Below are 21,397 nucleotides of genomic sequence, written 5' to 3'. Positions count from 1 at the left end.
GCCCCGATGTATGGAGCACCAGTGTCTGATGTCCGTGTGACCGTCCAGTCCGCCTCGGAAGCAGAGGAGAGGGCGGTGAGCGCGGGCACCACCGCCGGCGCCCTGTTCGCCGACGACCGTACGATCGTCGCCGCCCGCGTCGGCGGTGAGCTGAAGGACCTGTCCTACGAGCTGGCCGACGGCGACGTCGTCGAGGGCGTCGAGATCTCCTCCCCGGACGGTCTCGACATCCTGCGCCACTCGACCGCCCACGTCATGGCCCAGGCCGTGCAGGAGCTCTTCCCCGAGGCCAAGCTGGGCATCGGCCCGCCGGTCCGGGACGGCTTCTACTACGACTTCGACGTCGACCGGCCCTTCACTCCCGAGGACCTCAAGGTCATCGAGAAGAAGATGCAGGAGATCCAGAAGCGCGGGCAGCGCTTCGCCCGCCGCGTGGTGACCGACGAGGCCGCCCGCGAGGAGCTGGCCGACGAGCCGTACAAGCTGGAGCTCATCGGCATCAAGGGCTCCGCGTCGACCGACGACGGCGCGAACGTCGAGGTGGGCGGCGGCGAGCTGACCATCTACGACAACCTCGACGCCAAGACCGGCGAGCTGTGCTGGAAGGACCTCTGTCGCGGTCCGCACCTGCCGACCACCCGGAACATCCCGGCGTTCAAGCTGATGCGGAACGCGGCCGCCTACTGGCGCGGCAGCGAGAAGAACCCGATGCTCCAGCGCATCTACGGCACCGCCTGGCCGTCCAAGGACGAGCTGAAGGCCCACCTCGACTTCCTCGCCGAGGCCGAGAAGCGCGACCACCGCAAGCTGGGCAACGAGCTCGACCTCTTCTCCATCCCGGACGAGATCGGCTCCGGCCTCGCGGTCTTCCACCCCAAGGGCGGCATCATCCGCCGGGTCATGGAGGACTACTCGCGCAAGAAGCACGAAGAAGCCGGCTACGAGTTCGTCTACACCCCCCACGCCACCAAGGGGAAGCTGTTCGAGAAGTCGGGCCACCTGGACTGGTACGCCGAGGGCATGTACCCCCCCATGCAGCTCGACGAGGGCGTGGACTACTACCTCAAGCCCATGAACTGCCCGATGCACAACCTGATCTTCGACGCGCGCGGCCGCTCCTACCGCGAACTGCCGCTGCGCCTGTTCGAGTTCGGCACCGTGTACCGGTACGAGAAGTCCGGCGTCGTCCACGGCCTGACCCGGGCCCGCGGCTTCACCCAGGACGACGCGCACATCTACTGCACCCGCGAGCAGATGGCGGACGAGCTGGACCGCACCCTCACCTTCGTCCTGAACCTGCTCCGCGACTATGGTCTGACCGACTTCTACCTGGAGCTGTCCACCAAGGACCCGGAGAAGTTCGTCGGCTCCGACGAGGTGTGGGAGGAGGCCACCGCGGTCCTCCAGCAGGTCGCCGAGAAGCAGGGCCTCCCGCTGACCCCCGACCCGGGCGGCGCCGCGTTCTACGGCCCGAAGATCTCGGTGCAGGCGCGGGACGCCATCGGTCGCACCTGGCAGATGTCGACCGTGCAGCTCGACTTCAACCTGCCGGAGCGCTTCGACCTGGAGTACACCGCCCCGGACGGCACCAAGCAGCGCCCGGTCATGATCCACCGCGCGCTGTTCGGCTCGATCGAGCGGTTCTTCGCGGTGCTCCTGGAGCACTACGCGGGCGCGATGCCGCCGTGGCTGGCCCCGGTCCAGGCGGCCGGCATCCCGATCGGCGACTCGCACGTCGAATACCTCCAGGACTTCGCGGCCGAGGCGAAGAAGCTGGGGCTGCGGGTCGACGTGGACGCGTCCTCGGACCGGATGCAGAAGAAGATCAGGACCTGGCAGAAGCAGAAGGTCCCGTTCATGATCATCGTCGGTGACGACGACATGGCGGCCGGCACCGTCTCCTTCCGCTACCGCGACGGCTCGCAGGAGAACGGCATCCCGCGTGACGCGGCGCTGGCGAAGCTCGTCGACGTGGTGGAGAGCCGCGTTCAGGTGTGACGCGGTCCCCGCGTGAGCGGGGGTGGCCCGTCGTAGTCCTCCTTCTCGTGCCGTTTGCGTGAGTTGCTCCCCGCCCGCGCGGGGGTCAGGCCCCCGGGGAATCCCCCGGGGGCCTCCTCGCGTCCTGCCGCTTCTCGTCCTCCCGCGTGAACGCCTGGACCAGCCAGGACGAGAACGAACCCGTCACCGCCCCCAGCAGCGCCAGGCCGCAGGCCATCAGGCCCACCGCCGTCACCCGGCCGACCGGGGTCACCGGGGACACGTCCCCGTACCCCACCGTCGCCAGCGTCGAGCAGGTCCACCACACCGAGTCGCCGAAGGTGACGATCGTCGCGCCGGGGGCGTCCACCTCGTGGTGGTAGACCGTGAGCGCCCCCGCGAAGCCGAGCAGGGCCACGCTGAGGCCCGAGTAGACCATCACGCGCCCGTAGAGGCCGAGCCTCGGACCGTGGCGGCGCTGGACCCGGCCGTACAGGTTCACCATGCGGAGCGGACGCAGCAGCGGGAGGAGCACGACCAGGGTGTCCAGGGGATGGGCGCGCGGGAAGCGGTGCGGGGCCAGGCCGCTCAGCCGGAGCCGCACCAGGTAGTCCACGACGAAGAGGGCCCAGGCGCCGAGGGTGACCGCGAGGCAGACGTCATGCCAGACCTCGGGGAGCCGGCGGGCGAGGACGTGGACGGCGTAGGCGGTGAGGAAGGCGAGGGAGGCCACGGCGAGCGGGATCTCCATGCGGCGGTCCCAGTGCTCCTGCCGGGACGGTGTCGGTGGCCTGTCGCTCATCGCATCAGCATGGCCGGAGGAGGGATCCTGCGCCCCGGCGACACGTTCCGAACGGACGACGCAATATGCTGCACGGCATGACGACTGAGCCGGAGCAGCAGATCGGAGTGGGGACGCAGGACGCGTTCCAGCGCCTGTGGACGCCTCACCGGATGGCGTACATCCAGGGCGAGAACAAGCCGACCGGGCCGGGTGCCGGGGACGGCTGTCCGTTCTGCTCGATCCCGTCGAAGTCGAACGAGGACGGTCTGGTGATCGCGCGCGGCGAGAGCGTGTACGCGGTCCTCAACCTGTACCCGTACAACGGCGGCCACCTCATGGTCGTCCCCTACCGGCACGTCGCCGACTACACGGACCTGGACGCGGCGGAGACGGCGGAGCTGGCCGACTTCACCAAGCGGGCGATGGTGGCGCTGCGGGCGGCCTCCGGCGCGCACGGCTTCAACATCGGCATGAACCAGGGCGCGGTGGCGGGCGCCGGCATCGCCGCCCACCTGCACCAGCACGTGGTGCCGCGCTGGGGCGGGGACACCAACTTCATGCCGGTCGTCGGCCACACGAAGGTGCTGCCGCAGCTGCTCGCGGACACCCGCGGGATGCTGGCCGACACCTGGCCGACCGGCATCTGACCCGTACGGCACGGAGACCCGGACCCCCTCGGCGGGGGGCCGGGTCTCCGTGCCGTACGGGCCGGTCAGGCGTCGTAGACGTCGGCCTTCCGGGGGCTCGCCTCCTGGGCGCCGCCGCTGAGGACGAGCGAGCGGTTGGTGAAGCGCTCGGTCTCGACGTTGTGCTCGTCGAGGACCTTGATGGTGGCCGCGTGGACCGCGCGCAGGACCGGCGTCGCCATGCGGATGGCGTCGTCGGCCATGAAGCGGTTCCTCCAGAGCGGCCCGGCCCAGACGTGGCGCAGCCCGAAGGGCTCCGGCAGGACGAGCTTGCCGCCGAGGAACTCCAGGACCGGCGGGAACCAGGTGAACGGGGCGCGGACGGCGGTCCGGACGACGTCGTCGGTGGTGGTCAGCGGCAGCTTGACCTCGCGGGTCTCCCAGAAGCGGACGGACTTGGAGACCACCTTGCTCTTCCCCGCGGGCTTCTCGCTGAAGAGGCCGTGGACGGGGCCGAGGGCGTGGCCGGTGACCTCGACGCGGAGCGTGTGGAGGAGCGAGGTCACGGTGACCATCATGGTGAGGACGAGGTTCCCGTCCCAGAGGGTGAACTGCACGCCGAGGTAGTGGCGGTTGCCCGCGCCGAACTGCTGGTCGTTGCAGATGCGCTGTATCTCGTGGGGCTTCACCTGGTAGTGGACGATGTTGTCGCCCTCGGGGCGGCTGACGGAGTCGGCCCCCTCGCCCACCGGGGAGACGATCCAGTGCTTCACCGTCGGCTTGGGGAAGCCGGTCTTGAGCGAGCCGCGCTCCAGCAGGGTGAGCTGCTCGTGGATCTTGCGGACGACGTCCCAGGCGCGGAAGTCGTGGATCTCCTTGCCGGCCTTGGGGACGATCTCCTCGGCGAGCGTCCAGCTGCCCCAGCGGGTGCCCAGGCCGAGGATGCCCTTGGGGCCGGCGTAGAACACGACGTTGGACTGCTGCTCGGCGGAGAGCTTCTCCAGGTTCTGGCGGAGCTCCTCGGCGGCCTTCTCGCCCGGGTCCCGGGGCGCCGCCTCGGGGATCCTGGCGCCGATGCCGCCGCCGCCCAGCAGGGCGCTCCAGCGCTCGCGCAGCTCGACGGCGGTCCTCTCGCAGGCGCGGCGGGCGAGGAACCAGCCGATGACCGGGGCCACCAGCATGGCGCGCAGATAGGTCGGCAGGACGCCGGCGAAGGGCAGCTTGAACATCACGAGCAGGGCGAGGAACCCGGCGGCGACGAGCACCGCGTTGCCCAGGAAGCCGGTGCGCCTGTTGTCGGAGCCGGCGGCGAACCGGCGGAGCTGGATGACGGCGAGCCAGAGCAGCAGCCCGGGCAGGAAGAGGACCCCGCAGACGAGCGTGATCAGGGTCAGCTTCACGTCCCGCTGCTTGCGGATGCGGTTGGCGGCGAGGCAGTGGACGACCACCGGCTGGGGCTCCACGCCGAAGGACTGGACGAGGGCGCCGCGGGCCCCGCCGAGCATCCGCACCTGGACGGCGCGGGAGAAGGCCTCGCCGAGGTCGGGGCGGAAGAGCTTGTGCCACCTGCCCGGCGTGACCTTCGACTTGTACAGCTCGTTGTCGGCGTCCAGGATCTTGTCGACGGGCCCGTCGCGGTACGCGGCGGAGGCGAGGGCGTGGGTCGCCGCCGTCTGCCCGTCCGAGCCCTGGAGGGGGATCTGCGCCCCGAGACCGAAACCGTCCATCGCCACTGCCGCCCCCATCGCGCCGAGTCCCTGTGCGGGCTGTTTCCCAACTGCGGTGCCCCGCACACCTTCTGAGCTGGGCACCCCAGCGTAACCGGGTACCGCCCGACGCGTCACCGGAGTGCGCGGGGACGGCCGAATGCCGCCCGCCCCGCGGCGGCGGAACGGGCGGTCGGCGCTGTCGGGCCGTCAGCCAGGAGCCTTTTCAGGCCTGTTGCCGGACCTTCTCCGCCAGGTGGGGCGGCATCGGTTCGTGCCGGGCGTACGTGCGGTCGAACCGTCCGGTGCCGTGCGACACGGACCTGAGGTCCACCGCGTACCGCACGATCTCGGTCTCCGGCACCTCGGCCCGCACGAGGGTCCGCCCCGGGCCCGCCCGGTCGGTGCCGACGACGCGGCCGCGCCGTCCCGACAGGTCGCTCATGACCGGGCCGACGTACTCGTCGGGGACGAGGACCCCGACCTCGTCCACCGGTTCCAGGAGGTGGACGGGGACGCCGGCGGCCGCCTCGCGCAGCGCGAGGGCGCCGGCCGTCTGGAAGGCGGCGTCCGAGGAGTCGACGGAGTGGGCCTTGCCGTCGCGCAGCGTGACCCGGACGTCGACGAGCGGATGGCCGGTGGCGATCCCGCGCGCGGCCTGGGCCCGTACGCCCTTCTCGACGGAGGTGACGAAGGGGCGCGGGACCGCGCCGCCGACCACCTTGTCGACGAACTCGACGCCGCTGCCCGGCGGCAGCGGCTCCACGTCGATCTCGCAGACCGCGTACTGGCCGTGGCCGCCGGACTGCTTGACGTGCCGGCCCCGGCCCGAGGAGGAGCCGCCGAAGGTCTCGCGCAGCGCCACCTCGTACGGCACGGCGTCGACCCGCACGCCGTGGCGCTCGCGGAGGCGTTCCAGGGCGACGTCCTGGTGGGCCTCGCCCAGGCACCACAGGACCATCTGCCGGGTGTCCGGGTTCTGTTCGAGCCGCAGGGCCGGGTCCTCGGCGACCAGCCGGGCCAGGCCCTGGGAGAGCCGGTCCTCGTCGGCCTTGCCGTGGGCGCGGACGGCGAGCGGCAGCAGCGGCTCGGGCAGGGTCCACGGTTCCATCAGGAGCGGATCGTCCTTGGCGGAGACGGTGTCGCCGGTCTCCGCGTGCCCGAGGCGGGCGACGCAGGCGAGGTCCCCGGCGACGCCGTGCGCCACGGGGCGCTGCTGCTTGCCGAAGGGGGAGGTGAGGCCGCCGATCCGGTCGTCCGCCTCGTGGAGGTCCTGCTCGCCGGGGCCCGCGTCCGTCCCCGTCCCCGGCCCGGCCGTGTCCATGAGGCCGTGTCCGGCGACGTGGACGGTCTCGTCGGGGCGCAGGGTGCCGGAGAAGACCCGGACCAGGGAGATCCGGCCCACGTAGGGGTCGGCGGCGGTCTTGACGACCTCGGCGACCAGGGGGCCCTCGGGGTCGCAGACGACGGGGGGCCGGGGCTGTCCCCCGGGGGTGGTGACGGCGCGCGGCCCGTGCTCCAGGGGGGAGGGGAAGCCGCGGGCGATCAGGTCCAGGAGTTCGACGGTGCCGAGGCCCTGCGTGCCGCCGTCGGCGGCGGGGGCGGCCGCGAGGACCGGGTGGAAGACGCCCCGGGCGACGGCCTTCTCCAGGTCGGCGACGAGGGTCTCCGGGGCGATCGGCTCGCCGCCGAGGTAGCGGTCCATGAGGGTCTCGTCCTCGCTCTCGGCGATGATCCCCTCGATGAGCCGGGCGCGGGCCTCCGCGACGAGCTCCCGCCGGTCCTCGTCGGGCGGCCGCTCCCGTCGCGCCCCCGTGGAGTAGTCGAGGGTCCGCTCCGAGAGCAGGTCGGCCAGACCGGTCGCGGGCGCGTGCCCGTCGGAGCCCTCGGGGCCGTACACGGGCAGGTGGAGGGGGAGGACGGCGTCCGGGTCGTCGCGGCCGAAGAGCCCGGCGCAGACGCCGGTCAGCTCCGTGAAGCCGGTGCGGGCGGTGTCGAGGTGGGTGACGACGACGGCGCGGGGCATGCCGACGGCGGCGCACTCCTCCCAGAGCGCGCGCGTGGAGGCGGCGACGGCGTCGGCCTCCTGGGCGGCCGAGACGACGAAGAGGGCCGCGTCCGCCGCGCGCAGACCGGCCCTCAGCTCCCCGACGAAGTCGGCGTACCCGGGGGTGTCGATCAGGTTGATCTTGCAACCGTCCCAGCCGACCGGGACGAGCGAGAGCTGGACGGAGCGGTGGCGGCGCCGCTCGATCTCGTCGTGGTCCGAGACCGTGCCGCCGTCCTCGACGCGTCCGGCCCGGTTGAGCGCGCCCGCGGTCTGCGCGAGGGCCTCGACGAGCGTCGTCTTGCCCGATCCGCTGTGGCCGACCAGCACCACGTTCCGTATGTCCGAGGGCCGGTCGGCCGTCGGAGCCCTGCCGGCGGCCCCGGCGGGTGTCTTCGCCCTGTCACCCATGACGTGTTCCTCCCGACTGCTCGCACGGTGCGGCGGGACGCGGGCGCGGGGGAGAGGGTGTCGCGGCGGTACGGCTGCGGTACGGCTTCCGCGGTGCCCGCGGTGCCTTGCGGTGGTCCTTCGAGCTTGGCACCGACACCGGGGCGCGTCCATCCGTCCGCCGCGCGGCACCGGCCCGGTGCGCCGCGCCGGCCCGTACGCGGTGCGCCGCGCCGGCCTGTACGCGGTGCGCGCCCGCCCCGACGAAGGGCCCCGTTCGCGCGCCGCCTGCGCCGGGCCCTTCGGGGGCGCCGACGCGGCGGGGCGGGTACCCGCCGGTAGCCGGGGGCGCGCGTGGCTACGATGGGCGGGCCGGTGGTCGTAGGGGCCGCGCGGCCCACCGAACCTCGGGAAGGCCATGCTGAACAAGTACGCGCGTGCCTTTTTCACGCGTGTCCTCACACCGTTCGCCGCGTTTCTGCTCCGCAGGGGCGTCAGCCCCGACGCGGTCACGCTCATCGGCACGGCGGGGGTGATGGCCGGTGCGCTGGTCTTCTTCCCCCGCGGGGAATTCTTCTGGGGCACGATCGTCATCACCCTGTTCGTCTTCTCCGACCTCGTCGACGGCAACATGGCCCGGCAGGCGGGGATCTCCAGCCGCTGGGGCGCCTTCCTCGACTCCACGCTCGACCGGGTCGCGGACGGCGCCGTCTTCGGCGGCTTCGCGCTCTGGTACGCGGGCAAGGGCGACGACAACGTGATGTGCGCCGTGTCGATCTTCTGCCTGGCGAGCGGCCAGGTCGTCTCTTACACCAAGGCCCGCGGCGAGTCGATCGGCCTGCCGGTCGCCGTCAACGGCCTGATCGAGCGCGCCGAGCGGCTCGTGATCTCCCTGGTCGCCGCCGGACTCGCCGGACTGCACGCCTTCGGCGTCCCCGGCGTCCAGGTGCTGCTGCCGATCGCCCTGTGGATCGTCGCCGTCGGCAGCGCGGTCACCCTGGGACAGCGGGTGGTCACCGTACGGCGGGAGTCGGCCGAGGCGGACGCCGCCGCGGCCGGGGGAAGCGGAGCGACCACGTGAGCGACCTGAAGGACCGGCTCAGCGACGGGCTGTACGGCCTGGGCTGGGCGACCGTGAAGAAGCTGCCCGATCCGGTGGCCGAGGGCCTCGGCCGGCGGATCGCCGACCTCGCGTGGAAGCGGCGCGGCAAGAGCGTCCTGCGCCTGGAGTCCAACCTCGCGCGCGTGGTGCCGGACGCCACGCCCGAGCGGCTCGCCGAGCTGTCGAAGGCCGGCATGCGCTCGTACATGCGGTACTGGATGGAGTCCTTCCGGCTGCCGGCCTGGAGCAAGGAGCGGGTCGGTCGCGGGGTCGACATCAAGGACATCCACCGTCTGGAGGAGGGCCTCGCCTCCGGGCGCGGGGTCGTCCTCGCCCTGCCGCACCTGGCCAACTGGGACCTCGCGGGCGTGTGGGCGACCCGCGTGCTCGGCGTGCCGTTCACCACGGTCGCCGAGCGGCTCGAGCCGGAGTCGCTGTACGACCGGTTCGTCGCCTACCGCGAGTCCCTGGGCATGGAGGTCGTGCCGCACACCGGCGGCTCCGCCTTCGGCAGGCTGGCGCGGCGGCTGCGGGCCGGCGGCCTGGTCTGCCTGGTCGCGGACCGGGACCTGTCGGCCTCCGGCACCGAGGTCACGTTCTTCGGGGACACCGCACGGATGCCGGCGGGCCCGGCGATACTCGCCCAGCAGACGGGTGCCCTGCTGCTGCCGGCGACGCTCTGGTACGACGACACGCCGGTCATGAAGGGCCGGATCCACCCCCCGGTGGACGTGCCCGACGCGGGTACACGGGCGGAGAAGACGGCCGTCATGACCCAGGCCCTCGCCGACGCCTTCGCCGAGGGCATCGCGGACCACCCGGAGGACTGGCACATGCTGCAGCGGTTGTGGCTCGCGGACCTGGAGGAACAGGGAACGGGCGAGCGGGCCTCGGGTGAGAGGGAGGGCGGGGCGGAGTGAAGATCGGGATCGTCTGCCCGTACTCCTGGGACGTGCCGGGCGGCGTCCAGTTCCACATCCGCGACCTCGCCGAGCACCTGATCCGGCTCGGCCACGAGGTCTCCGTCCTGGCCCCCGCCGACGACGAGACCCCGCTGCCGCCGTACGTGGTCTCGGCCGGGCGGGCCGTCCCCGTGCCGTACAACGGCTCGGTGGCCCGGCTCAACTTCGGCTTCCTGTCCGCCGCGCGGGTGCGCCGCTGGCTGTACGACAACGCCTTCGACGTCGTCCACATCCACGAACCGACCTCGCCGTCGCTCGGGCTGCTCACCTGCTGGGCGGCGCAGGGGCCGATCGTGGCCACCTTCCACACCTCGAACCCGCGCTCGCGGGCGATGATCGCCGCGTACCCGATCCTCCAGCCCGCCCTGGAGAAGATCAGCGCGCGGATCGCCGTGAGCGAGTACGCGCGGCGCACGCTCGTCGAGCACCTCGGCGGCGACGCCGTCGTCATCCCCAACGGCGTCGACGTGGACTTCTTCGCCCGCGCCGAGCCGAAGGAGGAGTGGCAGGGCGAGACCCTCGGCTTCATCGGCCGGATCGACGAGCCCCGCAAGGGCCTGCCCGTCCTCATGAAGGCCCTGCCCCGCATCCTCACCGAGCGGCCCGGGGCGCGGCTCCTGGTCGCCGGGCGCGGCGACGAGGAGGAGGCGGTGGCCTCGCTGCCGCGCGAGATGCGCTCCCGGGTGGAGTTCCTCGGCATGGTCAGCGACGAGGACAAGGCGCGGCTGCTGCGCAGCGTCGACGTGTACGTGGCGCCCAACACCGGCGGCGAGAGCTTCGGCATCATCCTCGTCGAGGCGATGTCGGCCGGCGCGCCCGTGCTCGCCGCCGACCTGGACGCCTTCGCGCAGGTCCTCGACCAGGGCGGCGCGGGCGAACTCTTCGCCAACGAGGACGCCGACGCCCTCGCGGACGCGGCGATCCGCCTCCTGGGCGACGAGAAGCGCCGCAAGGAGCTGAGCACCCGCGGCTCGGCCCACGTCCGCCGCTTCGACTGGTCCACCGTCGGCGCGGACGTCCTCGCCGTCTACGAGACCGTCACGGACGGCGCGGCGGCCGTGGACACGGACGAACGCGTGGGCGGGCTGCGGGCGCGGCTGGGGCTGTAGGGCGGGGGCGGGGGTAGGGCCCCGCCCGTACGCGGACGGCGGGCCCGTCACTGCGCGCCGGTCACGGGTCCCCGTCCGCAGCGGGACGGCGGGCCCGTCCGTACACCGATCGCGGGCCTGTCCGTACGCCGGTCGCGGATTCGTCCGTACGCCGGCGGCGGGACCCGGGGCGGCCGTCCCACCCGTACGCTCCCGGCTGAAACCGCCCGCCCGGCGGGTCCCGCGCCGCGGGCTGGGGCGATGACCCCGATCACCGTGCACCGGCTCGACCTCGGTCACCTCACCCGTCCCGCCGAGGAGTGGGGCGGTCCCCACGCGCGCGTGGAGCCCGTCTTCGGCTACCTCGTGCGGCACGCGCGCGGAGCGCTCCTCCTCGACACCGGCATGGGCGGCGGCTCGCCCGAGACCGACGCCCACTACCGGCCGGTCCGCAGGCCGCTCACCGTCCGTCCCGCCGACGTGGACGCCGTCGTCAACTGCCACCTCCACTTCGACCACATCGGCGGCAACCAGCGCTTCCCCGACACCCCCGTCCTCGTCCAGCGCGCCGAACTCGCCCGCGCCCGGGCCGGCGGGCACACCATCGACTCGCTCCTGCCCGGCGTCCGGTACGAGGAGCTGGACGGCGAGCACGAGATCGCGCCCGGCGTCCTCGTCGTGCCCACGCCCGGCCACACCGAGGGACACCGGTCGCTCCTCCTCGACCACGGCGACCGCGTGACCGTCCTCGCGGGCCAGGCCTACGATTTCGCGGCGGAGTTCGGGACCCCGTACCGCCCCTGGCTCGCCCGGCTCGCCGAACTGGCCGACGGCCGCCCGGCCCGTGTCCTGTTCGCCCACGACCACGCCCTTCGGGAAGGCGTGCTGCCACCGCCCCGGTAGCCTGTGCGCCCGTGACCCAAACCCTGATCTGGACCGTCGTCGCGCTGATCGTCATCGGCGTCTACCTCAGCTGGACCGCCGGCCGGCTCGACCGGCTGCACTCGCGCATCGACGCCGCCCGCGCGGCCCTGGACGCGCAGCTGCTGCGCCGGGCCTCGGTCACTCAGGAACTGGCCACCTCCGGGGTCCTCGACCCGGCCGCCTCGATCGTGCTGTACGAGGCCGCGCACGCCGCCCGGCAGGCCGAGGAGGACCAGCGCGAGGTCGCCGAGAGCGAGCTCAGCCAGGCGCTGCGGGCCGTCTTCGGCGAGCCCGAGCAGATGGAGCTCGTACGGGAGGCCCCCGGCGGCGAGGAGGCCGCGGGGGAGCTCGCGCAGGCCGTGCGCCGGGTGCCGATGGCCCGCCGCTTCCACAACGACGCCGTACGGGCCGCCCGCGCCCTGCGCCGCCACCGCACGGTCCGCTGGCTCCGGCTCGCGGGCCACGCCCCCTTCCCCCTGGCCTTCGAAATGGACGACGAGCCCCCGGTGGCCCTTGCCGATCGCCCGGCTTGATCGTCCCCACCTGCGAAAACGATCCACCGGGTCCACATTGGCCCTTGCCGTGGCCCATGGGTGGACTGTTTCCTCGTCTCTGTCGTCAACCCCCGTTGTCACCAGTGAGGTATCCGTGTCCACCACGCCTTCCACCCCCTCCTCGTCCCCCGAGACCGGCACCGCGCGCGTGAAGCGCGGCATGGCCGAGCAGCTCAAGGGCGGCGTGATCATGGACGTGGTCAACGCCGAGCAGGCGAAGATCGCCGAGGACGCCGGCGCCGTGGCCGTCATGGCCCTGGAGCGGGTCCCCGCGGACATCCGCAAGGACGGCGGCGTGGCCCGCATGTCCGACCCGAACATGATCGAGGAGATCATCGGCGCGGTCTCCATCCCGGTCATGGCCAAGTCCCGCATCGGCCACTTCGTCGAGGCCCAGGTCCTCCAGTCCCTCGGCGTCGACTACATCGACGAGTCCGAGGTCCTGACCCCGGCCGACGAGGTCAACCACTCCGACAAGTGGGCCTTCACCACGCCCTTCGTCTGTGGCGCCACCAACCTGGGCGAGGCCCTGCGCCGCATCGCCGAGGGCGCGGCCATGATCCGCTCCAAGGGCGAGGCCGGCACCGGCAACGTCGTCGAGGCCGTCCGCCACCTGCGCCAGATCAAGAACGAGATCGCGAGGCTGCGCGGCTTCGACAACAACGAGCTGTTCGCCGCCGCCAAGGACCTGCGCGCCCCGTACGAGCTGGTCAAGGAGGTCGCCGAGCTCGGCAAGCTGCCGGTCGTCCTCTTCTCCGCCGGTGGCGTCGCCACCCCCGCCGACGCCGCGCTCATGCGCCAGCTCGGCGCCGAGGGCGTCTTCGTCGGCTCCGGCATCTTCAAGTCGGGCGACCCGGCCAAGCGCGCCGCCGCCATCGTGAAGGCCACCACCTTCTACGACGACCCGAAGATCATCGCGGACGCCTCCCGCAACCTGGGCGAGGCCATGGTCGGCATCAACTGCGACACCCTCCCCGAGTCCGAGCGCTACGCCAACCGCGGCTGGTAAGCACTCATGAGCACTCCTGTGATCGGTGTCCTGGCCCTCCAGGGCGACGTACGGGAGCATCTGATCGCCCTGGCCGCGGCGGACGCCGTGGCCAGGCCGGTGAGGCGCCCCGAAGAGCTCGCCGAGGTCGACGGCCTCGTCATCCCCGGCGGCGAGTCCACCACCATCTCCAAGCTGGCCGCGCTCTTCGGCCTCATGGAGCCGCTGCGCGAGCGCATCGCCGCGGGCCTCCCGGTCTACGGCACCTGCGCCGGCCTGATCATGCTCGCCGACAAGATCCTCGACCCGCGCTCGGGCCAGGAGACCTTCGGCGGCATCGACATGATCGTCCGCCGCAACGCCTTCGGCCGGCAGAACGAGTCCTTCGAGGCCGGCGTCACCGTCACGGGCATCGAGGACGGCCCCGTCGAGGGCGTCTTCATCCGGGCCCCCTGGGTGGAGTCGGTCGGCGCGGCCGTCGAGGTCCTCGCCGAGCACGAGGGCCACGTCGTCGCCGTACGGCAGGGTCGGGCGCTCGCGACCTCGTTCCACCCCGAACTCACCGGCGACCACCGCATCCACGCCCTGTTCGTCGACATGGTGCGCGCGGCGGGCTGATCCGATCCCGGTAGGATCTCTGGGGTTCGTTCAGAAAAGGGTTACGCGAAGGAGACAGGCAGATGTCCGGCCACTCTAAATGGGCTACGACGAAGCACAAGAAGGCCGTGATCGACGCCAAGCGCGGCAAGCTCTTCGCGAAGCTGATCAAGAACATCGAGGTCGCGGCCCGTACGGGCGGCGCCGACCCCGAGGGCAACCCGACCCTCTTCGACGCCATCCAGAAGGCGAAGAAGAGCTCGGTCCCCAACAAGAACATCGACTCCGCGGTCAAGCGCGGCGGTGGTCTTGAGGCCGGCGGCGTCGACTACGCCACGATCATGTACGAGGGTTACGGCCCGAACGGCGTCGCGGTGCTCATCGAGTGCCTCACCGACAACCGGAACCGCGCCGCCTCCGACGTGCGCGTGGCCATGACCCGCAACGGCGGCTCCATGGCGGACCCGGGCTCCGTCTCGTACCTGTTCAACCGCAAGGGCGTCGTCGTGCTCCCCAAGGGCGAGCTGTCCGAGGACGACGTCCTGGGCGCGGTGCTCGACGCGGGCGCCGAGGAGGTCAACGACCTCGGCGAGTCCTTCGAGGTCATCAGCGAGGCCACCGACCTGGTCGCGGTCCGCACCGCGCTCCAGACGGCCGGCATCGACTACGACTCCGCCGACTCCAGCTTCGTCCCGACCATGCAGGTCGAGCTGGACGAGGAGGGCGCGCGCAAGATGTTCAAGCTGATCGACGCGCTCGAGGACAGCGACGACGTGCAGAACGTCTTCGCCAACTTCGACGTCAGCGACGAGGTCATGGCGAAGGTCGACGCCTGATCACCTGCTTCGCGCGGCGGGCCGACGGGGACACGCTCCCGTCGGCCCGCCGCGTTGTCGGTGGCACCCGATAGCCTGCTCAAACAGGAGATCGAAGAGAGGGGGCGACGTGCGCGTACTCGGAGTGGACCCCGGGCTCACCCGGTGCGGCGTCGGCGTCGTCGAGGGCGTCGCCGGCCGGCCCCTGACCATGCTCGGCGTCGGAGTGGTGCGGACGCCCGCGGACGCCGACATCGGCATGCGCCTGGTCGGCATCGAGCAGGGGATAGAGGAGTGGATCGACCGCTTCTCGCCCGAACTCGTCGCCGTGGAGCGGGTGTTCAGCCAGCACAACGTGCGCACGGTGATGGGCACCGCCCAGGCCAGCGCGGTCGCCATGCTCTGCGCCTCCCGCCGCGGGATCCCCGTCGCCCTGCACACCCCCAGCGAGGTCAAGGCCGCCGTCACCGGCAGCGGCCGCGCCGACAAGGCCCAGGTCGGGACCATGGTGACCCGGCTGCTCCGGCTCTCCGAGCCGCCCAGGCCCGCCGACGCCGCCGACGCCCTCGCCCTCGCCATCTGCCACATCTGGCGGGCCCCCGCCCAGAACCGCCTCCAGCAGGCCGTCGCCACCCAGAACCGCCTCCAGGAAGCGGCCGCCCGGCACGCGTCCGCAGTGAAAGGCCGAATCCGATGATCGCCTTCGTCAGCGGCCCGGTCGCCGCCCTCGCCCCCACCACCGCCGTCGTCCAGGTCGGCGGCGTGGGCATGGCCGTCCACTGCACCCCGGCGACCATCGCCGGACTGCGGATCGGCGAGGACGCCCGGCTCGCCACCTCCCTCGTCGTCCGCGAGGACTCCCTCACCCTGTACGGCTTCGCCGACGACGACGAGCGGCAGGTCTTCGAACTCCTCCAGACCGCCAGCGGCGTCGGCCCCCGCCTCGCCCAGGCCATGCTCGGCGTGCACAGCCCCGACGCGCTGCGCCTCGCCGTCTCCACCGGGGACGAGAAGGCCCTCATGGCCGTCCCCGGCATCGGGAAGAAGGGCGCGCAGAAGCTCCTGCTCGAACTGAAGGACAAGCTCGGCTCCCCCCTCGGCAGCAGCGGCCTCGTCGGCGCCCAGCGCGTCGCCTCCGGCCCCGCCCCGTGGACCGAGCAGCTCGCCGCCGCCCTCGTCGGCCTCGGCTACGCGAGCCGCGAGGCCGAGGAGGCCGTCGTCGCCGTCGCCCCGCAGGCCGAGGCCGCCATCGCCGAGACCGGCACCGCCCCCGTGCCGCAGCTGCTCCGCGCCGCCCTGCGGACCCTCAACCGCGCCCGCTGACCACCCCCGACCCCGCCCGGCCGGGCCGTACGAACGAGAAGGCATCCACCGTGAACTGGGACGACGACACCACCGCCGAGGCACACGACGCCGAGGCGCGCATCGTCGACGCCGCCGCAGAGGGCGACGACCAGGCCGTCGAGGCGGCCCTGCGCCCCAAGGACCTCGGCGAGTTCGTCGGCCAGGAGAAGGTCCGCCAGCAGCTCGACCTGGTCCTCAAGGCCGCCCGGCAGCGCGGCGCCACCGCCGACCACGTCCTGCTCTCCGGCGCCCCCGGCCTCGGCAAGACCACCCTCTCGATGATCATCGCGGCCGAGATGAACGCCCCGATCCGCATCACCTCCGGCCCCGCCATCCAGCACGCCGGCGACCTCGCCGCGATCCTCTCCTCCCTCCAGGAGGGCGAGATCCTCTTCCTCGACGAGATCCACCGGATGTCCCGGCCCGCCGAGGAGATGCTCTACATGGCGATGGAGGACTTCCGCGTCGACGTCATCGTCGGCAAGGGCCCCGGCGCCACCGCCATCCCCCTCGAACTGCCGCCCTTCACCCTCGTCGGCGCCACCACCCGGGCCGGCCTCCTGCCGCCCCCGCTGCGCGACCGCTTCGGCTTCACCGGCCACATGGAGTTCTACGACCCGTCCGAGCTCCAGCGCGTCATCCACCGCTCCGCCGGACTCCTCGACGTCGAGATCGACCCGGCCGGGGCCGCCGAGATCGCCGGCCGCTCCCGCGGCACCCCCCGCATCGCCAACCGCCTGCTGCGCCGGGTCCGCGACTACGCGCAGGTCAGGGCGGACGGAGTGATCACCCGCGAGATCGCCGAGGCCGCCCTCAGCGTGTACGAGGTCGACGGCCGCGGCCTCGACCGGCTCGACCGCGCCGTCCTGGAGGCCCTCCTCAAGCTCTTCGGCGGCGGACCGGTCGGCCTGTCCACCCTCGCGGTCGCGGTGGGGGAGGAGCGCGAGACCGTCGAGGAGGTCGCCGAACCCTTCCTCGTGCGCGAGGGTCTGCTGGCCCGCACGCCCCGTGGCCGCGTCGCCACACCCGCCGCGTGGACGCACCTCGGACTCGTTCCGCCGCAGGCAGCGGGCCCGGGCGGTGCGGGGAGCGGCACGGGAACGGGACAACAGGGGCTCTTCGGGGCGTGACGGAGCGGACACTCGCCCGGACCGGAACCGGGGTGCGATGCTGGACGTTGTTCCATCGATGCGGACTCGCCTAGACTCCGCCGATGCCGCCCCTTTCGGTCGGCGCGCCCACCCCCGAAGATCAGGCCGCGGGTTCTCCGCGACCGTGCGAAGGAAATCCGTCCCGTGAGCATCGTGACCCTCCTCCCCTTCATCGTCCTCATCGGGGCCATGTTCCTGATGACCCGCTCCGCCAAGAAGAAGCAGCAGCAGGCGGCGCGCATGCGTGACGAGATGCAGCCCGGCACCGGCGTACGCACGATCGGGGGCATGTACGCCACCGTCAAGGAGATCGGCGACGAGACCGTTCTCCTCGAGGTCGCCCCGGGCGTGCACGCCGTCTACGCCAAGAACGCGATCGGCGCGGTCCTCGAGGACTCCGAGTACAACCGGATCGTCCACGGCGACGACGACAGCGGCGAGTCCCCGGACTCCGACGCCGTCGTCCCGGACGACGCCTCCTCGCTGACCGGTGGTGCCACCGAGGTCACGGCCGAGGACGCGCCGAAGGCGGACCTGACGAAGAAGTCGGACGCGGCCGAGGCCGCGACCGAGGGGGAGAAGGACGGCAAGACCGACGGCGAGACCGGCGCGAAGTAAGCGCGACGGGGGACCGCGCGCACGCCCACCGGGGTGCGCGCGCCCCCGAACGGTTCCACGTCTGCGGGGGATGGTCCCCACACATACTTCGTGGCCGTCGCGCACACACCCGTAGCGCGACGGTTGGACAGGGAGATACGACAGGTGGCAGCACCGAAGAAGGGCCGAGGGCCGGCGGGGGGACAGGGCCGGCCGGGCCGCGCCCTGGCACTCATCCTGATCGCCATGGTCGCGCTCACCGGCGGCATGTTCTGGTCGGGGCACACCACCCCGCGCCTCGGCATCGACCTCGCCGGCGGCACGTCGATCACGCTCAAGGCCAAGGCCGACCCCGGCCAGGAGTCGGCGGTCAACGAGACCAACATGAACACCGCGGTCGACATCATCGAGCGCCGTGTCAACGGTCTGGGCGTCTCCGAGGCCGAGGTCCAGACCCAGGGCCGCGAGAACATCATCGTCAACATCCCTCGCGGGACGAACGAGAAGCAGGCCCGTGAGCAGGTCGGCACCACCGCCCAGCTCTACTTCCGGCCCGTCCTCGCGGTGACGAACGGCGCTCCCCAGGCGGCGCCGAGCGCCACCCCCTCGGGCTCGGCCTCGCCGAAGCCGTCGGCCTCCACCCCCGGTGCGACCGCGGGCGAGAAGTCGGCCACGCCGTCGGCCACCGCCTCCACCCGGGGCCGCGCGCTCACCGAGGCCCTCAAGGCCCCGAGCCCCACGCCCACCGGAAGCACCCAGCCCTCGTCCTCCGCGACGCCGAAGGCCACCGGCACCCCGCAGGTGACCCCCACGCCCGACCCCGCCACCGCGGCGCTCGAGCAGAAGTTCACCACCCTGAACTGCCTCGACCCCAAGCAGCGCACCGCCGCCGGCCAGGGCGTCAAGCCGGACCAGCCCACCGTGGCCTGCGGCGAGGACGCTCCGGGCGCGTGGTCGAAGTACATCCTCGGCCCGGCAGAGGTGGACGGCCGTGACGTCGACGACGCCAAGGGCGTCTTCGACCAGCAGCGCGGCATGTGGATCGTCACCATGGACTTCACGGACGGCGGATCGAAGAAGTTCCAGTCGATCACCGGCAAGCTGTCGCAGCAGAGCGAGCCCCAGAACCGGTTCGCGATCGTCCTCGACGGCGAGGTCGTCTCGGCCCCCTCGGTGCGCCAGACGCTGAGCGCCAGCGCCGAGATCTCCGGCAGCTTCAACCAGGAGACCGCCCAGGACCTCGGCAACATCCTGTCCTACGGCGCCCTGCCGCTCTCCTTCCAGACCCAGAGCGTCGACACCGTCACCGCCGCGCTCGGCGGCGACCAGCTGGAGGCCGGCCTGATCGCCGGCGCCATCGGCCTCGCCCTCGTGATCATCTACCTGGTCGCCTACTACCGCGGCCTGTCGCTGATCGCCATCCTCAGCCTCGGCGTCTCCGCGCTCCTCACCTACGTGATCATGGCCCTGCTCGGCCCGGCCATCGGCTTCGCGCTGAACCTGCCGGCCGTCTGCGGCGCCATCGTCGCCATCGGCATCACCGCGGACTCGTTCATCGTCTACTTCGAGCGCATCCGCGACGAGCTCCGCGAGGGCCGCACGCTCCGCCCGGCCGTCGAGCGCGCCTGGCCGCGCGCCCGCCGCACCATCCTGGTCTCCGACTTCGTGTCGTTCCTGGCCGCGGCCGTGCTCTTCATCGTCACCGTCGGCAAGGTCCAGGGCTTCGCGTTCACGCTCGGCCTGACCACCCTGCTCGACATCGTCGTGGTGTTCCTCTTCACCAAGCCGGTCATGACGCTGCTCGCGCGGACCAAGTTCTTCGGCGACGGCCACCCGTGGTCCGGCCTGGACCCCAAGCGCCTCGGCGCCAAGCCGCCGCTGCGCCGCACCCGCCGCACCACCGCCCCCGCCGGCCCTGTCGACCCGAAGGAGGCGTGAGATGTCGAAGCTCGGAGATCTCGGCGCCCGACTCCACCGCGGTGAGGTCGGCTACGACTTCATCGGCAACCGCAAGATCTGGTACGGCCTGTCCGTCCTGATCACCATCACCGCCATCGTCGCCCTGGCCGTCCGCGGCCTCAACATGGGCATCGAGTTCCAGGGCGGCGCCGTCTTCACCACCCCGAAGACGGACGTCTCGGTCAGCCAGGCCCAGGAGTACGCGGAAGAGGCCTCCGGCCACGACGCGATCGTCCAGCAGCTCGGCAACGGCTCGCTGCGCATCCAGGTCGGCGGCCTCGACACCGCGCAGTCCGACCAGGTCCGCTCGGAGCTGGCCAAGGACCTGAACGTCGCCGAGGAGAAGATCGCGGCCGAGCTGGTCGGCCCCAGCTGGGGCGAGCAGATCGCCAACAAGGCCTGGACCGGCCTCGGGGTCTTCATGATCCTGGTGGTGATCTACCTGGCCATCGCCTTCGAGTGGAGAATGGCGGTCGCGGCGCTCATCGCCCTCATCCACGACCTCACCATCACCGTGGGCATCTACTCCCTGGTCGGCTTCGAGGTCACCGTCGGTACGGTCATCGGCCTCCTGACGATCCTCGGCTACTCGCTGTACGACACGGTGGTCGTCTTCGACTCCCTCAAGGAACAGACGAAGGACATCACGAAGCAGACCCGCTTCACCTACAGCGAGATGGCCAACCGCTCGATCAACGGCACCCTGGTCCGTTCGATCAACACCACCGTCGTGGCGCTGCTGCCGGTCGCCGGCCTGCTCTTCATCGGCGGCGGCGTCCTCGGCGCCGGCATGCTCAACGACATCTCGCTGTCGCTGTTCGTGGGTCTCGCGGCCGGTGCGTACTCGTCGATCTTCATCGCCACCCCGCTGGTCGCCGACCTCAAGGAGCGCGAGCCGTCGATCAAGGCCCTCCGGAAGCGCATCCTGGCCAAGCGGGCCGGTGCCGCCGCCAAGGGCGAGTCCGCGGACGGTCCGGACGCGTTCGCCGACGGCGCGGAGGCCGCCGTCGTCGGCCCGCGGACCGACCGCCGGGGCCGCGCCCAGGAGCACCGAGGATGACCGCCGGGGCCCAGGACGTCACCGATCTCCTGCTCAGCCGCATCCGCGACGTACCGGACTACCCGAAGCCGGGCGTGCTGTTCAAGGACATCACGCCGCTGCTCGCGGACCCGGAGGCGTTCGGGGCCCTCACCGGCGCCCTCGCCGGGCTGTGCTCCGCGCACGGCGCGACGAAGGTCGTCGGTCTGGAGGCCCGCGGCTTCATCCTGGCCGCCCCGGTCGCCGTCCGCGCGGGCCTGGGCTTCATCCCGGTCCGCAAGGCCGGCAAGCTCCCCGGGGCCACGCTCCGCCAGGCGTACGAGCTGGAGTACGGCACCGCCGAGATCGAGGTGCACGCCGAGGACCTGGCGGCGGGCGACCGCGTCATGGTCATCGACGACGTCCTCGCCACCGGCGGCACGGCCGAGGCCTCCGTCGAGCTCATCCGCCGCGCCGGTGCCGAGGTCGCGGGCGTCGCCGTCCTCATGGAGCTGGGCTTCCTGCCCGGCCGCGCCCGTCTGGAGCCGGCCCTGAAGGGCGCTCCGCTCACGGCGCTGATCACCGTCTGACGCCGGGCTCCGGCCCGTACGGGGCGCTCCGGGGAATCCCCGGGGCGCCCCCGTCGTTTTCCGGAGTGCCCCGGTCCGGCCGCCCGGGGGCGGACTCCGCCCGTGGCCGGATCCGTTCACTCCCCGGGCGCGTGAGCAGCGCGGGTCCGGGCTCGATACCATGGCTGTTCCGGGCCTG

At 72.3% G+C, this 21,397-nt stretch carries 20 protein-coding genes; 17 read left to right on the top strand and 3 right to left on the bottom strand.

The features are described from left to right. Positions 1 to 21 precede the first annotated feature (21 nt). On the top strand, positions 22 to 1,998 hold the full coding sequence (thrS, locus tag ADL08_RS17950; RefSeq protein WP_053644121.1) for a threonine--tRNA ligase: 1,977 nt from the start codon (positions 22 to 24) through the stop codon (positions 1,996 to 1,998). Between the two features lie 85 nt (positions 1,999 to 2,083). On the opposite strand, the gene ADL08_RS17945 is transcribed toward thrS, so the two are convergent. Beyond that, the gene (locus tag ADL08_RS17945; protein WP_053644119.1) at positions 2,084 to 2,779 is read right to left on the bottom strand and encodes a potassium channel family protein; all 696 of its coding nucleotides are present in this window, start codon (positions 2,777 to 2,779) and stop codon (positions 2,084 to 2,086) included. Positions 2,780 to 2,844: 65 nt separating this feature from the next. Between ADL08_RS17945 and ADL08_RS17940 the strand changes: the two genes are divergently transcribed. Beyond that, a complete protein-coding gene (locus tag ADL08_RS17940) occupies positions 2,845 to 3,408 on the top strand; it encodes an HIT family protein (RefSeq protein ID WP_053644117.1) in 564 nt (187 codons plus the stop codon). A gap of 65 nt (positions 3,409 to 3,473) precedes the next feature. Here ADL08_RS17940 and ADL08_RS17935 read toward each other — a convergent pair whose 3' ends face one another. Further along, positions 3,474 to 5,132: a hypothetical protein gene (locus tag ADL08_RS17935; protein WP_199837031.1), complete on the bottom strand. Its 1,659-nt coding sequence runs from the start codon at positions 5,130 to 5,132 to the stop codon at positions 3,474 to 3,476. Positions 5,133 to 5,319: 187 nt separating this feature from the next. Beyond that, positions 5,320 to 7,551 carry an elongation factor G-like protein EF-G2 gene (locus tag ADL08_RS17930; RefSeq protein ID WP_053644113.1) on the bottom strand — a complete coding sequence of 744 codons (2,232 nt, stop codon included), beginning with the start codon at positions 7,549 to 7,551 and terminating at the stop codon, positions 5,320 to 5,322. A 397-nt stretch (positions 7,552 to 7,948) separates the two neighbouring features. On the opposite strand from ADL08_RS17930, the gene pgsA reads away from it, so the two are divergent. From pgsA to ADL08_RS17855, 15 genes are all read left to right on the top strand, one after another. Further along, positions 7,949 to 8,611: a phosphatidylinositol phosphate synthase gene (pgsA, locus tag ADL08_RS17925; protein WP_053644111.1), complete on the top strand. Its 663-nt coding sequence runs from the start codon at positions 7,949 to 7,951 to the stop codon at positions 8,609 to 8,611. 5 nt (positions 8,612 to 8,616) lie between these two features. After that, positions 8,617 to 9,552 carry a phosphatidylinositol mannoside acyltransferase gene (locus ADL08_RS17920; RefSeq protein ID WP_420709641.1) on the top strand — a complete coding sequence of 312 codons (936 nt, stop codon included), beginning with the start codon at positions 8,617 to 8,619 and terminating at the stop codon, positions 9,550 to 9,552. Then, positions 9,549 to 10,703, top strand: coding sequence for a glycosyltransferase family 4 protein (locus ADL08_RS17915; protein WP_053644105.1), 1,155 nt, complete (start codon positions 9,549 to 9,551; stop codon positions 10,701 to 10,703). The genes ADL08_RS17920 and ADL08_RS17915 overlap by 4 nt, the downstream gene beginning before the upstream one ends. A 240-nt stretch (positions 10,704 to 10,943) precedes the next feature. Then, entirely contained in the window at positions 10,944 to 11,585 is a 642-nt protein-coding gene (locus tag ADL08_RS17910) for an MBL fold metallo-hydrolase (RefSeq protein WP_053644103.1), read from the top strand. Positions 11,586 to 11,596: 11 nt separating this feature from the next. Beyond that, positions 11,597 to 12,139, top strand: coding sequence for a membrane protein (locus tag ADL08_RS17905; protein WP_030214862.1), 543 nt, complete (start codon positions 11,597 to 11,599; stop codon positions 12,137 to 12,139). Between the two features lie 115 nt (positions 12,140 to 12,254). Next, complete coding sequence (pdxS, locus tag ADL08_RS17900) at positions 12,255 to 13,169, top strand: pyridoxal 5'-phosphate synthase lyase subunit PdxS (RefSeq protein WP_053644102.1); 915 nt, start codon at positions 12,255 to 12,257, stop codon at positions 13,167 to 13,169. 6 nt (positions 13,170 to 13,175) lie between these two features. Beyond that, the gene (pdxT, locus tag ADL08_RS17895) at positions 13,176 to 13,766 is read left to right on the top strand and encodes a pyridoxal 5'-phosphate synthase glutaminase subunit PdxT (RefSeq protein WP_053644100.1); all 591 of its coding nucleotides are present in this window, start codon (positions 13,176 to 13,178) and stop codon (positions 13,764 to 13,766) included. 62 nt (positions 13,767 to 13,828) lie between these two features. Beyond that, positions 13,829 to 14,581 (top strand): YebC/PmpR family DNA-binding transcriptional regulator, encoded by a 753-nt coding sequence (locus tag ADL08_RS17890; RefSeq protein ID WP_053644098.1) that lies wholly within the window; start codon positions 13,829 to 13,831, stop codon positions 14,579 to 14,581. Between the two features lie 109 nt (positions 14,582 to 14,690). Continuing rightward, positions 14,691 to 15,257: a crossover junction endodeoxyribonuclease RuvC gene (gene ruvC, locus ADL08_RS17885; protein ID WP_053644096.1), complete on the top strand. Its 567-nt coding sequence runs from the start codon at positions 14,691 to 14,693 to the stop codon at positions 15,255 to 15,257. Beyond that, a complete protein-coding gene (ruvA, locus tag ADL08_RS17880; RefSeq protein ID WP_053644094.1) occupies positions 15,254 to 15,883 on the top strand; it encodes a Holliday junction branch migration protein RuvA in 630 nt (209 codons plus the stop codon). Before ruvC ends, ruvA begins: the two co-directional genes overlap by 4 nt. 50 nt (positions 15,884 to 15,933) lie before the next feature. Beyond that, positions 15,934 to 17,034 (top strand): Holliday junction branch migration DNA helicase RuvB, encoded by a 1,101-nt coding sequence (gene ruvB, locus ADL08_RS17875; RefSeq protein WP_053644092.1) that lies wholly within the window; start codon positions 15,934 to 15,936, stop codon positions 17,032 to 17,034. A gap of 165 nt (positions 17,035 to 17,199) precedes the next feature. Further along, positions 17,200 to 17,673 (top strand): preprotein translocase subunit YajC, encoded by a 474-nt coding sequence (yajC, locus tag ADL08_RS17870; protein ID WP_053644090.1) that lies wholly within the window; start codon positions 17,200 to 17,202, stop codon positions 17,671 to 17,673. 144 nt (positions 17,674 to 17,817) lie between these two features. After that, a complete protein-coding gene (secD, locus tag ADL08_RS17865; RefSeq protein ID WP_053644088.1) occupies positions 17,818 to 19,590 on the top strand; it encodes a protein translocase subunit SecD in 1,773 nt (590 codons plus the stop codon). Position 19,591: 1 nt separating this feature from the next. Beyond that, a complete protein-coding gene (gene secF, locus ADL08_RS17860; protein WP_053644086.1) occupies positions 19,592 to 20,671 on the top strand; it encodes a protein translocase subunit SecF in 1,080 nt (359 codons plus the stop codon). Then, positions 20,668 to 21,219: an adenine phosphoribosyltransferase gene (locus ADL08_RS17855; protein WP_053644084.1), complete on the top strand. Its 552-nt coding sequence runs from the start codon at positions 20,668 to 20,670 to the stop codon at positions 21,217 to 21,219. The genes secF and ADL08_RS17855 overlap by 4 nt, the downstream gene beginning before the upstream one ends. The last annotated feature ends 178 nt before the right edge of the window (positions 21,220 to 21,397 follow it).

Source organism: Streptomyces sp. NRRL F-6492, from assembly GCF_001280125.1.
In the GTDB taxonomy this organism is placed as follows: Bacteria; Actinomycetota; Actinomycetes; order Streptomycetales; family Streptomycetaceae; genus Streptomyces.
Note: the sequence above shows the minus strand (reverse complement) of the source record. Positions and strands in the feature narration are given on the sequence as shown.